This is a genomic window from Enterobacter cloacae complex sp. ECL352, from assembly GCF_020149545.1.
GTDB classification, from domain to species: domain Bacteria; phylum Pseudomonadota; class Gammaproteobacteria; order Enterobacterales; family Enterobacteriaceae; genus Enterobacter; species Enterobacter asburiae_B.
Genome location: NZ_CP083709.1, coordinates 134,850 through 148,045, shown reverse-complemented (window position 1 = coordinate 148,045; position 13,196 = coordinate 134,850). Strand labels below are relative to the sequence as shown.

The window sequence follows — 13,196 nt, the reverse complement described above, 5'->3', positions numbered from 1 at the left end:
CTCTTTTCAGAAAAGGAATTGTTATGTCTTTACGTCATCTGTGCTCGCCGCGCCTGAGCCTGTCACTGCTGTCTGCCACTTTACTGCTTGCCGGGACGTTCCAGGTGCATGCCGCCGAAGAGGTGCTGCGTAAAGCGGTGGGCAAAGGGGCGTATGAAATGGCGGTTAGCCAGCAGGAGAATGCGCTGTGGGTGGCGACCTCGCAAAGCCGCAAAACCGATAAGGGCGGAGTTATCTATCGCCTTGATCCGGTCACGCTGGACGTGACGCAGGCGATTCACAGCGATCTCAAACCCTTTGGCGCCACGCTCGACGGCGCGACGCAAACCCTGTGGTTTGGCAACACCATCAACGGCGCTGTGACGGCCATCGATGCGAAAACGGGCGACGTGAAAGGGCGTCTGGTGCTTGATAATCGCCAGCGCAGTGAAACCGTGAAACCGTTGCAGCCGCGCCAGCTGGTGGCGGATGATGCGAGCAACACGATTTACATCACCGGTGTCGGCAAAGAGAGCGTGATTTGGGTGGTGGATGGCGCCACGCTGAAGCTGAAAGAGACCATTGCCAATACCGGTACGTACAGCACCGGTCTGGCGCTGGATGCGCAGGCAAAACGTCTGTACACCACGAATGCGGACGGCGAGCTGGTAACCATTGATACGGCCACCAATACAATCCTGAGCCGCAAAAAGGTGCAGGATGACGGTAAAGAGCACTTCTACCTGAACCTCAGCCTCGATACCGCCGGCCAGCGCGCGTTCCTGACCGATTCAAAACAGCCGGAAGTGCTGGTGGTGAACCTGAAAGACGGCAGCGTGATCGAGAAAATCGCCGCACCTGAATCACTGGCCGTCCTGTTTAACCCGGCCAGCAATGAAGCCTATGTGACGCACCGCGAAGCCGGTAAGGTGAGCGTGATTGACGCGAAAACGTATAAGGTCACAAAAACCTTCGACACGCCGGTCTACCCGAACAGCCTGGCGCTCTCTGCGGATGGCAAAACCCTGTACGTGACGGTGAAACAAAAATCGACTCGCCAGCAGGAAGCCACCCAGCCTGACGACGTCATTCGTATCGCGCTGTAAATAAAAAAGGGAAGGCATTTGCCTTCCCTTTTTGATGCTTACGGACGCTTAACGCGAGGTTTCTTCTACCAGCGGTGCGTCGTGTTTTTCATCGTCGTGATGAACCGGCGCGGTGCTGTGAATTTCGTGTACGCGCTTACGCACGCCAAACCAGCCGGCAATCAGCAGTACCGCCAGCAGCGGAATGGTCGCAATGGTGTAAGTACCGTTCGGGTAGTCAAACGCCATCAGCACCAGCACGCTGAACAGGAACAGCAGGGTGAGCCAGGAGGTCACCGGTGCGCCCGGCATCTTGAAGCTCACATCAGCCGCTTTGCCTTCTTTGATCGCTTTGCGCAGACGCATCTGGCAGACCACAATAAAGGCCCAGGAGGCGATAATCCCCAGTGCAGCCACGTTCAGAACGATCTCAAATACGCGGGACGGCACAAGATAGTTCAGGAACACGCCAAAAACGTAAACCACCAGCGTTGCCAGAATCCCCGCATAGGGAACCTGCTGCTTGCTCATCTTCGACATGAACTTCGGCGCAGAACCGCCCATCGACATGGAGCGCAGGATACGACCGGTAGAGTAAAGACCGGAGTTCAGGCTGGAGAGCGCCGCCGTCAGGACCACGATGTTCATGATGCTGCCAACGTAAGGCACGCCGAGCTTAGAGAAGAAGGTCACAAACGGACTCTGACCTGCCTGATAGGCAGTCCACGGGAGCAGCAGAACCAGCAGCACCACGGAACCGACGTAGAACAGACCGATACGCCAGATCACGCTGTTAATGGCTTTTGGCACCATGGTCTGCGGATCTTTACATTCACCTGCTGCGGTACCCACCAGTTCGATGGAGGCGAAGGCGAACACCACGCCCTGAACCAGGACCAGCGCAGGCAGCAGACCGTGCGGGAAGAATCCGCCGTTATCGGTTATCAGATGGAAGCCGGTGGCATTGCCGTCCAGCGGCTTGCCGCTGCCGAGGAAGACGGTACCCACGACCAGGAACACCACGATGGCCAGCACTTTTACCAGCGCAAACCAGAACTCCATCTCCGCGAACCACTTCACGCCGATCATGTTCATGGTGCCGACAATCGCCAGCGCGCCAAGCGCAAAGACCCACTGCGGCACATCGCCAAACGCGCCCCAGTAGTGCATATACAGCGCAACGGCGGTGATATCGACAATACCGGTCATCGCCCAGTTGACGAAGTACATCCAGCCCGCAACGTAGGCCGCTTTTTCACCGAGGAATTCACGGGCGTAAGAGACGAAGCTTCCGCTGGAAGGGCGATGCAGTACCAGTTCGCCCAGCGCACGTAGAATGAAGAAAGAGAAGATCCCGCACACCAGATAGACCAGGGCGAGAGCCGGGCCAGCCATTTGCAGACGCGCACCCGCACCTAAAAACAGACCCGTTCCGATAGCGCCGCCGATGGCGATCATTTGAACCTGACGGTTGCCCATCGCTTTGTGGTAGCCCTCTTCGTGGGAGTTCAACCAGCGACGTTTAGCAGCATGATGATCGGCTGCGCTTTTATTGCTTGTTTTCATTGAGTTACCTGTTTGCCTGTCTGAACCATTATCGTGATAGTCCTGCCTGGCAGAGCGCAATACAAACGATTGCTTCTGCGCAAACACATGTCGCCTTCCCAGTCATTCTGCGTATGGATAAGGCGAAACATGGCGAGGCATCCTACCTGCAATTCATAAGCGACGCAAAATATAACCGTGCCGAAAGTGATGCGCGTCGAAGGAAATCGTGTGGTCAGAGCAGACGGCGATCACAACACGCTGAATCGTGATGAGTTTTTAGACAAAACATTTGGCGGGTTGATTATTTAATCATCAGAATCTCTTAATTATTACCAGGTGGTAAAGATTTTAACTGTTGCAGAGCATCCGCCTGTAACCTGAAAGCGGTAACAGGCTGACGACGGCTCTGCGATAACGCACAAAAATGGCCTCAGACTTCAAAACCCCAGCGGCTAACCGCCAAAAACGGCAATCGCCTGCTGCAGGCGCGTGGTGCGCTGCGTCAGGTGATTCGCCGCGTGAGTGACGTTATCCACCATCCCCGTATTGTTGTGGGTCATTGCGCCGATACGGGAGATGGAGGCGTTGATGAGCGTCAGCGCCTGGGTTTGCTCCTGCGTGGCGTGGCCGATCTCCTTAATCAGGGAGGAGACCCGCAGCACGTTGTCGATCATAACCGTCAGCTGCGTTTCGGTTTGTTCTACCTTCTCCACGCCAGCGTTGACGCTGGCGACGTTTTTCTCAATCAGCGCTTTGATCTCTTTCGCCGCCGTCGCGGAGTGCTGCGCAAGATTGCGCACCTCGGCCGCCACCACGGCAAAACCGCGCCCGGCTTCACCTGCACGCGCCGCTTCCACGGCAGCATTCAGCGCAAGAATATTGGTCTGGAAGGCGATACGATCGATAACGCTGATAATATCGACGATCTGGCTGTTATCCTGCGACACGGATTGCATCATACCGATGGTCTCTTTCATCATCGCTTCACCGCGGTGGGCGCTGTCGCGGGTGCGATCCGCCATCTCCGTGGCTTCTTTCGCTGTTTCTGCCGTCTGCTCCACCGCGCTGGCGATCTCTTCCACCGCGGACGCGGTTTGCTGCAGGAAGTCTGCGGTCTCTTCTGAACGCGTCTGCAGCGCCGCACCTTCTTTCGCGACCTGCTGGCTGATGGTGCCAATCCCGCTGATTTGCGCCCCGACGTCGTCAACCAGCGAATTGAGGTTCAAGCCTGATTGATTTACCAGACGCATCATTAGCCCGATGTCGTCGATCCTGTCAAAATGGTAATAGTCTGTTTTACGTCCTGAAACCACGCGCTGCATCTGTTGCACAATAGATTTTACCGGGCGGGCGATCTGCGCATGAAGATAATAGGTCAGGGCAATAAACAGCAGTGCCAGACTTCCGGACTGCACAAGTTTATCAGGGAATAAATACACCGCCAGGCAGGAGAGTAACGCCGTCGTCGCAATACCCAGATGGATACGTTTACTGGTGCTGAGACATTTAAAGAGCGACATAAACGAAAATAAACCGCGCCGAACCAGTAACCCTTTATAAAAGCGGTGATGTTTTAATTCGTTATTACGCACTTTTGCATACAGTTTTTCACTGGCCGCAATCTCTTCCCGTGCGGGTATATTTCGCACGGAAATATACCCCGTCAGGGATCCACCCTGCCAGACAGGCGTTACGTTTGCCCGCACCCAGTAGTGGTCGCCATTATGACGACGGTTCTTCACCAGCCCCGTCCAGGTCTCACCCTGCTGCAGGGTATACCACATGTCGCCAAACGCTTCGGCAGGCATGTCGGGATGGCGGATGAGGTTATGCGGCTCACCCAGAAGATGTTCTTCTTTATATCCGCTGGCTTCAATAAAAGCGGAATTAGCATAGGTAATATGGCTTTTGGTATCGGTGGTCGACATTAACGTCGAACCATCGTTAAGTAAATACTCGTTTTGTGTAACGGGACTGTTACGCCTCATGAGTAACTCCATGATGATGTGCAAGAATAAAAAATGCCCGGAAAATGCTCCGGCAAGATTAATGTGTTTATTTTTATATAACGCTCTGCTGCATATTCTCTCTGAAATTATGACTGCCTGAAATACCCATTGTTCATTATTTTTAATCTGCTAATGTTCTCGAATGTAATAAAAATGAAAATATTTTCAGGGGCATATTCTGGAGTCGCTGCAAATAAATGACATAACCCAAACTGAAAGAGGGAGATCGTCTCTCTGGAAAAATTGCCATGCTGAAATAGCGTTTCGTTAACAGGATGAAAACGCTATCATTTGGTCATTTTTCGATAACACAGTGAGGCTGAGGTGAAAATTAACGTCATCGGGACCAGCGGGAGCGGAAAAAGCACGCTGGCGAAGCAGATTGCGACCGAACTGGCTATTCCCTATATCGAGATGGACAGACTCTACTGGCGACCTGACTGGCAGGGAACGCCGGACGATGTGTTTCAGGAAAAGCTGGAGCAGGCGCTACAGGCTTCGCCAGACTGGGTGCTTGACGGCAACTATAACCGCACGCGGCCGGTGAAATGGCGTAATGTTGACGTTGTGGTGTGGGTGGATTATGGCTTTGCCCGCACCCTCTGGCAGGCCGTCATCAGGGCAGTCAAACGCGCCTGGCATAAGCACGAGCTCTGGCCCGGCACCGGGAACAAAGAGAGTTTCCGGCGCGCGTTCTTCAGCAGAGAGTCCATTCTCATCTGGACGATGAAAACCTGGCGTAACAACCGCACGCGTTATGAAGCCGATCTGCAAAACCCGCAGTATGGGCATATTCGCTTCGTCCGCATTACCCGGCGCGGGCAGGTGGAAATGCTGATTGCCGACTTAAAGTCTTATTCTTAGTATGGTTTTATATATCTGATTTCCGGCAAACTAAATGTAAATTAATTGTTTCTCAGTGGTGAAATGCGCCTTTAATAATGTCGACATGTTAAGTCAAACGAGAACGCAACATGTCATGGCGAATCAGCATTCTGGATAAAAGCCCCGTCGCTGAAAACGAAACGGCTGCCGATGCGCTGGCGCGGACCCTGGCGCTGGCGCAGCAGGCAGAAAATCTGGGCTATCACCGCTTCTGGATTGCCGAACACCACAATACTCCCCACCTTGCCAGCCCTTCGCCGGAGCTGCTGATTGCCTGGATCCTCGGGCAAACCACGCGCATCCGCGTCGGATCCGGCGGCGTGATGCTTCAGCACTACAGCCCTTATAAAGTCGCCGAGAATTTCAACGTGCTGGCCGCGCTGGCGCCCGGCCGCGTGGATCTCGGCGTCGGAAAAGCCCCCGGCGGGCTGCCGCTCTCAACCCGCGCGCTGCAGCAGGGTCTGAATCAAGAGGAAAAGGGCAGCTTCGCCGAACAACTGGCCCAGCTCGATCGCTGGATCCGTCCTGAGCATCAGTCTCATGAAGAGGCCGTTCGCGCCACGCCGCTGCCGCCGCTGCCTGCTGAGGGTTTCCTGCTGGGCGCGAGTATCGATAGCGCGCTGCTGGCCGCCGGGCTCGGCTGGCACTTTGTCTTTGCCGCGCATCTGAACGGTGACCCGGACCTGCTGCGCGAGGTGGTTTCGACCTGGCGTAAGAACAGCGCGCGGGACGTGATTGTGGCGGTACAGGCGATTGTTGCGCCGACGCAGGCCGAAGCGGAAGCCCTGGCGCAGAAGGTCGAAGTGTGGGGCGTTGAGCTGGCAAACGGCCAGCGTGTCACCGTGGCCAGCGAAGAGCAGGCCTACGCCTTTGCGCGCCAGGCGGGCAGCGAGCCGGTGCGCATTGCACGTCGGGCGCAGTCGCTGCTGGCGGGTACGGCTGAGTCGGTGCTCGAACAGCTTAACGCCCTGCATGAAAAGTGGGGCATTGACGAATTTATCATCGACACGCCGGTAGCGGAGGGGGCAACGCGCGTCGCGTCGCTGCGCCTGCTTGCCGAGGCGCGTCTTAACAAGGAGGTCACCGTATGAGCTTTGGCGAACAGCTGATTGCCTGGCGTCGCGAGCTGCACCAGAACCCGGAGCTCTCCGGCCAGGAAGTGGAAACCACAACGCGTCTGCGCCAGTGGCTGACGAATGCCGGGATCACCCCGCAGCCTTACGACCTGTCGACCGGGCTGGTGGCGGAAATCGGCTCGGGCAACAAACTGATTGCGCTGCGCGCAGATATTGATGCCCTGCCGATTGAAGAGCGCAGCGGCGTGCCGTTTAGCTCCCAGCGTGCAGGCGTAATGCATGCCTGCGGACACGATATCCACACCAGCGTGATCCTCGGCGCCGCGTTAAAGCTGAAAGAGCGGGAAGCGTCGCTTAACGGCCGGGTGCGGATCCTGTTTCAGCCTGCCGAAGAGAACTTTGGCGGTGCGAAGAGCATGGTGCGGGCCGGTGCCCTGCGCGACGTCAGCGCCATCTTCGGCATGCACAACGAGCCCGGCCTGCCGGTCGGTGAGTTCGCTACCCGCGGCGGGCCGTTTTATGCCAACGTCGATCGCTTCGTGATCCGCATTACCGGTAAGGGCGCGCACGCCGCACGTCCGCACGAAGGTAATGACGCCATCGTGCTGGCGAGCCAGCTGGTGACGGCGCTGCAAAGCGTCGCCAGCCGCAACGTCAATACGCTGGATTCGGTGGTGCTGAGCGTGACGCGCATTGCAGGCGGTAACACCTGGAACGTGCTGCCGGAAAGCGTCGAGCTGGAAGGCACGCTGCGCACCCACCGCACGGAAGTGCAGCAGAACGTGAAAGCCCGCGTGGGCGAAATTGCCGCCGGGTTTGCCAGCGCCTTTAGCGCGCAGATTGATATCACCTGGTATGCCGGGCCCACCGCGCTGGTGAACGACGAGCGCTGGGCCGATTTCGCCACCTCGGTCGCCAGAGAAGCAGGCTACGAAACCCGGCACGCCGAGCTGCATATGGGCGGGGAAGATTTCGCGGTCTATCTGCAGCAGATCCCGGGGGCGTTTGTCAGCATCGGCAGCAACAGCCCGTATGGTTTACATCATCCGGCATTCAACCCGGATGAGGCATTAATTGAGCCCGCTGCCCGCTATTTTGCAAAGCTTGCGGAAAAAGCCCTGCAACACGTTTAATTCTGAAGAGGTGAATATGTCTGCACATCGTCAACTGCGGCTCGGGACCATTTTGCATGGTGCATCGGGAAATATGTCCGCCTGGCGTCACCCTGAGGCCGTCGCCGATGCAAGCATCAATTTTGATTTCGTCAAAGCGACGGCGTTAAAGGCGGAGGAGGGCAAACTCGATTTTTTATTCGTTGCCGACGGTCTCTATATCAACGAGAAATCGATCCCGCATTTTTTAAATCGCTTTGAACCGCTGACGGTGTTATCCGCTCTCGCCAGCATCACCTCGCGCCTGGGGCTGGTGGGAACCTTATCCACCTCCTACAGCGAGCCCTTCACCACGGCGCGCCAGTTCGCCAGCCTCGACCACCTCAGCAACGGTCGCGCGGGCTGGAACGTGGTGACTTCGCCGCTGGAAGGGTCAGCGAAGAACTTTTCCCGTGAAAAACATCCCGAGCACGCGCTGCGCTATCGCATTGCGGATGAATATCTCGACGTGGTGAAAGGGCTATGGGATTCCTGGGAAGGTGATGCCTTTGTGCGCAACAAAGAGAGCGGTCAGTTTTTTGACCCGGCCAAATTGCATACCCTGGACCACCACGGTGATTTCTTCCAGATCGCCGGGCCGCTGAATATTGGTCGAACGCCGCAGGGGCGGCCGATTGTCTTTCAGGCGGGCGCGTCGGACGACGGGAAAAAGCTGGCGGCGAAACATGCCGACGCCATTTTTACCCATCAAGAGACCCTCGATGAGGCAAAAGCGTTTTATCGCGACGTGAAGCAGCAGCTGGAAAGTAACGGACGCCGCGCGTCAGATTTACATATTTTCCAGGGCGTCAGCGTGATTGTGGGTAAAGACGCCGACGACGTGGAAAACCAGTATCAAACCACGGCGGCGCTAGTGTCGATTAACGATGCCCTCAACTACCTCGGACGCTATTTCGAACATCACGATTTCAGCCAGTACCCGCTCGACGAACCGTTCCCGGATATCGGCGACTTAGGCAAAAACAGCTTCCGCAGCACCACCGATGAAATCAAGCGTAACGCCCGCGAGCGCAGCTTAACCCTGCGTCAGGTGGCGCTGGAAGCCGCCTCGCCGCGACCGCGCTTTTCCGGTACGCCGGAAGAGGTGGCCGACGGTCTGCAGGCCTGGTTTGAAGGCTATGCCGCAGACGGCTTCATCATTCAGGGCGGCACGCCGGACACCTTCCCGCGCTTTGTTGACCAGGTGGTGCCTGTTTTACAGGCGCGCGGCCTGTTCCGTACCGACTACCCGGGCACCACGCTGCGCGAAAGCCTCGGCTTAGACGAACCTAAAAACCAATACACACAACAATAAAAGAGAACCCCGCTATGCAGAAAACAACGCTTATTCTGGCGCTCGCGCTGGCCTTTACCCCTGCCGTCTGGGCAGAGAATGTGAATATTAACGGCACCGGCGTGAGCATCGAGGCCAATAAAACGCCGGTTAATACCGTCAAAAACAGCGAGGCGGTGGCACAGCTGCCGAAAGACTATCGCTTTGCCGTGCCGGGGAAATTTACCGTGGCGGTGGCGGGCCTCAATCAACCGCCGCTGACGGTGTTTTCCGACGACAACAAAACGCTGCTGGGAAGCGAGGTTGACGTCGCCCGTCTGGTCGCTGACAGCCTCGGGCTGGAGCTAAACGTGGTGCCAACCTCCTGGGAAGACTGGCCGCTGGGCGTGGCTTCCGGGAAATATGATGCCGCTATCAGCAACATCACCGTCACCAAAGAGCGTAAAGAGAAGTTTGACTTTGCCACCTACCGCAAAGATTCCCTCGGGTTCTACGTGAAATCAACCAGCCCGATCAAGTCGTTGCAAAAGGCTGAGGACATCGCCGGGCTGCGGATTATCGTCGGCTCCGGCACCAACCAGGAGGCCATCCTGCTGGCCTGGAATGCCGAAAACCTCAAGAAGGGGCTGAAGCCCTTTACCCCGATCTACACCAAAGACGATGCGGCACAAACGCTGGCCCTGCAGTCCGGGCGCGCGGATGCCTACTTTGGCCCGAACGTGATTGGCGCCTGGAAAGCGGCGCTGAACGGGAAAACCAAACTGGTGGGTAGCGTCGACGGCGGCTGGCCGAAGGCGGCGCACATTGCGGTTACGCTGAAGAAAGGCAGCGGGCTGGTTGAGCCGGTGCAAACCGCGCTGAACGGCGTGATCAACAACGGCGACTACGACAAAGTGCTGAACCGCTGGGGGGAAGGCGTTGAGCGTATTCCTCAGTCAGAAGTGAACCCGGCTGGCCTGGGTGATTAAGGAGGCGTGATGAGCGAACGATTTCGTGATGTTTCACCGGAAGACGCCGAGCTTCAGCCCATTATCGAGGGGCTGTTCGGTGAATATGCCGCCCGCTACGGGGACTACTTCTCCAAAGACGCGGAGGTTGAGCTCACCGAGTGGTATTTAGCGCCGCAGGGGCTGTTTATCGTACTGGAGCGCGACGGGAAGATTATCGCCACCGGCGCGTACAAACCTTTCGACGAACGCACCGCAGAAATCAAACGCATCTGGACGGACAAAACCCTGCGTCAGCAGGGGCTTGCCGGGCGCGTGGTGCAGGAGCTTGAGCGCAGGGCGGTGCTGGCAGGATACAGCCAAATTTACCTGACAACCGGCTTTCGCCAGCCGGAAGCGGTACGGCTCTATCTCAGCCAGGGCTATCAGGCGCAGTTCGATCTGAACCGCGATCCGGAAGAGTACAGCCAGCCGCCGTTTGACGGCCGGCTGCGCTTCACCAAAACGCTGGTACGCGAAGCGTTCAGTAAAACCGCATGAGGAACGACGATGAGCAACGTTGAAACCATTAAGGTGGTCCCGGCGCGTTATCCGCTGCGGGCCGTCGGCGCCGCGGTGGCGCTGTTTGTCCTGGCGGTCGTGATTCAGTCCGTGGCCTTTAACCCGCGCTGGGAGTGGGCGGTGTTTGCCCGCTGGTTCTTTGACCCGGTGATCCTCGAAGGCGTCGGGCAGACCCTGCTGCTGACGCTGATCGGCACCGCGCTGAGCGTGGTGCTTGGCGGCATGCTGGCGCTGGCGCGACTCTCTTCATCCTGGCTGCTGAGCAGCCTGGCGTGGGCCTACATCTGGCTGTTTCGGTCGCTGCCGCTGATCGTGGTGCTGATCATTCTCTACAACTTTTCCTATCTCTACGACACGCTTTCGCTCGGCGTGCCGTTCACCGGCATCACCTGGGGCAGCTTTGAAACCATCAACGTGCTGGGTCAGTTTTCTACCGCCGTGGTGGGGCTCACCCTGGTGCAGAGCGCCTATACCGCCGAGATCGTTCGCGGCGGATTCCTCGGGGTCGATCACGGCCAGTATGAGGCCGCCGCCGCGCTCGGTCTGCCGGCCTGGCGACGCACGGTGCGCATCATTTTGCCTCAGGCGCTGCGCACCATTCTGCCGTCGGGGTTCAATGAAATCATCAGCCTCGCCAAGGGTACGGCGATGGTATACGTCCTGGCGATGCCGGAGCTGTTCTATACCATCCAGATGATCTACAACCGCACGCAGGAGGTGATCCCGCTGCTGATAGTCGGTGCCGCCTGGTATCTGGCGATCACCACCGTCCTGTCCGCTATCCAGTATGGCGTCGAGCGCGCGCTTGCCCGCAGCGAACGCCGCTCTGCCGTTAACCAGAACCGTGCCGGTCGTCGCACCCGTTCTGTCACCACCACGCCAGCACAGGAGCCCGTCCATGCAAGCCTCTCCTGAAGGACATATTTCGATTACCGGCGTCAGCAAGTATTTCGGTCGCCATAAGGCGCTCGACAACGTTTCGCTGGAGATCCCGCCCTGGTCCGTGACGGTGATCCTCGGGCCGTCCGGCTCCGGCAAATCGACGCTGCTGCGCACCATTAATCACCTGGAGCGCGTCGATGAAGGTTTTATTCAGATCGACGGAGACTACATTGGCTACCGTCGTCAGGGCGACAGGCTGTATGAGCTGAAGGAGAAGGAGATCCTCAAGCAGCGCGTCAACGTGGGCTACGTGTTTCAGAACTTCAATCTCTTTCCGCACCTCACGGTGCTGGAAAACCTGATTGAGGCGCCCATCGCGCATAAAAAGCTCAGCAAAAAAGAGGCGGTGGAAAGGGCGTACAGCCTGCTGGACGTGGTCGGGCTGCGGGATAAAGCCGATGCCTGGTCTCGTCATCTCTCCGGCGGGCAGCAGCAGCGTATTGCCATTGCCCGCGCGCTGGCGCTGCGTCCTCGCGTGATGCTGTTTGATGAGCCCACCTCGGCGCTCGATCCGGAGCTGGTGGGGGAAGTGTTAGACGTGATCAAAAAGCTGGCCCGGTCCGGCACCACGCTGGTGGTAGTGACCCACGAGATCGGCTTTGCCCGGGAGGTGGCGGATCAGGTGGTGTTTATGGTCGACGGAAAAATCATCGAGCAGGGAAGCAGTGACGAGGTATTAAACCGTCCGTCACATGCGCGAACGCGCCAGTTTCTCTCCAAAGTCTTGTAAGGAGTGTCAATGAAATATGGACTTCTGGCGGGGCTGGTCTTCACGACGGCGAGCCACGCCAGCATTGATTTGAAAGCCAACGAGCAGCCGCTGCCGGTGACGGTGGATAGGCAGGCCGTGGCGAAGATCCCCGCCAATTACAAATTCGTTGAGCCGGGTACGCTGACGGTCGCCGTTTCGGCGCTGAATTCTCCGCCGCTGGCGCTGCTGGCCAGCGATAACCGCACGCGCATTGGCAGCGACCCGGATATCGCCCGCCTGCTGGCGGGCAGCCTGGGGCTAAAGCTGAAGCTGGTGCCGACGGCGTGGGAAGACTGGCCGCTCGGGATCGCCTCCGGGCGCTACGACGTGGCGCTGGTGAACATTGCGGTGACCGAACAGCGTAAAGAGAAATTTGATTTTGCGACCTACCGCGTCGATTCGCTGGCGTTTTCGGTGAAATCCACCAGCGAGATTCAGTCAATCAAAAGCGCGGAAGATCTGGCCGGGAAAAAGGTGATCGTCGGCTCTGGTACGAATCAGGAACGCATCCTGCTGGGCTGGAACGAAGAGAACAAAAAGGCGGGAAGGGCGCCTGCGCTGCCGGTCTATCTCCACGACGATGCCTCGGGCAATCTCTATATTCAGTCCGGCAGGGCTGACGTGTTCTTCGGCCCGCAGTCGGTATCGGCTTATAAGGCTGCGCTCACGGGCAAAACCCGCGTGGTCGGTTTAGGGCCGAAAAAAGCCTATGTCGCGACCACCACCAAAAAGGGCAATGAGCTGGTGTACGCGCTGCAGGCCGCGCTGGACGGCGCGATTAAGCGCGGAGATTACCAGAAGGTGCTGGCGCGCTGGGGCGAGCAGGGCGAAGCGGTGGCGCAGTCGGAGGTCAACCCACCTGGGATAACCTACTAATGGTGCTCTATACCCAAAATAATTCGAGTTGCAGGAAGGCGGCAAGGGAACGAATCCCCGGGAGCGTACACAAGTACGTGACTGGGGTGAGT

At 57.6% G+C, this 13,196-nt stretch carries 10 protein-coding genes and 1 pseudogene; 9 read left to right on the top strand and 2 right to left on the bottom strand.

What is annotated here, in order from left to right:
* Nucleotides 1-23 precede the first annotated feature (23 nt).
* Nucleotides 24-1,085: a YncE family protein gene (locus tag LBF07_RS00690; RefSeq protein WP_094934984.1), complete on the top strand. Its 1,062-nt coding sequence runs from the start codon at nt 24-26 to the stop codon at nt 1,083-1,085.
* Nucleotides 1,086-1,133: 48 nt separating this feature from the next.
* On the opposite strand, the gene ansP is transcribed toward LBF07_RS00690, so the two are convergent.
* Together ansP and LBF07_RS00680 are read right to left on the bottom strand one after the other, a co-directional pair.
* Entirely contained in the window at nt 1,134-2,630 is a 1,497-nt protein-coding gene (gene ansP / locus LBF07_RS00685; RefSeq protein WP_023311978.1) for an L-asparagine permease, read from the bottom strand.
* A 434-nt stretch (nt 2,631-3,064) separates the two neighbouring features.
* Entirely contained in the window at nt 3,065-4,600 is a 1,536-nt protein-coding gene (locus LBF07_RS00680; RefSeq protein WP_094934985.1) for a methyl-accepting chemotaxis protein, read from the bottom strand.
* Nucleotides 4,601-4,945: 345 nt separating this feature from the next.
* On the opposite strand from LBF07_RS00680, the gene LBF07_RS00675 reads away from it, so the two are divergent.
* The 8 genes and pseudogenes from LBF07_RS00675 (at nt 4,946) to LBF07_RS00640 (ending at nt 13,104) form a co-directional block, all read left to right on the top strand.
* Nucleotides 4,946-5,485, top strand: a complete 540-nt coding sequence (locus tag LBF07_RS00675; protein ID WP_094934986.1) for an AAA family ATPase — start codon at nt 4,946-4,948, stop codon at nt 5,483-5,485.
* A gap of 110 nt (nt 5,486-5,595) precedes the next feature.
* The gene (locus LBF07_RS00670) at nt 5,596-6,597 is read left to right on the top strand and encodes an LLM class flavin-dependent oxidoreductase (RefSeq protein WP_094934987.1); all 1,002 of its coding nucleotides are present in this window, start codon (nt 5,596-5,598) and stop codon (nt 6,595-6,597) included.
* Complete coding sequence (locus tag LBF07_RS00665) at nt 6,594-7,715, top strand: amidohydrolase (protein WP_094934988.1); 1,122 nt, start codon at nt 6,594-6,596, stop codon at nt 7,713-7,715. Before LBF07_RS00670 ends, LBF07_RS00665 begins: the two co-directional genes overlap by 4 nt.
* Nucleotides 7,716-7,731: 16 nt before the next feature.
* Nucleotides 7,732-9,995: pseudogene (locus LBF07_RS00660) on the top strand (NtaA/DmoA family FMN-dependent monooxygenase).
* 9 nt (nt 9,996-10,004) lie between these two features.
* Entirely contained in the window at nt 10,005-10,514 is a 510-nt protein-coding gene (locus LBF07_RS00655) for a GNAT family N-acetyltransferase (RefSeq protein WP_032656866.1), read from the top strand.
* Between the two features lie 9 nt (nt 10,515-10,523).
* Nucleotides 10,524-11,450 carry an amino acid ABC transporter permease gene (locus LBF07_RS00650; RefSeq protein WP_094934991.1) on the top strand — a complete coding sequence of 309 codons (927 nt, stop codon included), beginning with the start codon at nt 10,524-10,526 and terminating at the stop codon, nt 11,448-11,450.
* On the top strand, nt 11,434-12,207 hold the full coding sequence (locus tag LBF07_RS00645; RefSeq protein WP_206462009.1) for an amino acid ABC transporter ATP-binding protein: 774 nt from the start codon (nt 11,434-11,436) through the stop codon (nt 12,205-12,207). Before LBF07_RS00650 ends, LBF07_RS00645 begins: the two co-directional genes overlap by 17 nt.
* A 9-nt stretch (nt 12,208-12,216) precedes the next feature.
* On the top strand, nt 12,217-13,104 hold the full coding sequence (locus tag LBF07_RS00640; protein ID WP_023311966.1) for an ABC transporter substrate-binding protein: 888 nt from the start codon (nt 12,217-12,219) through the stop codon (nt 13,102-13,104).
* The last annotated feature ends 92 nt before the right edge of the window (nt 13,105-13,196 follow it).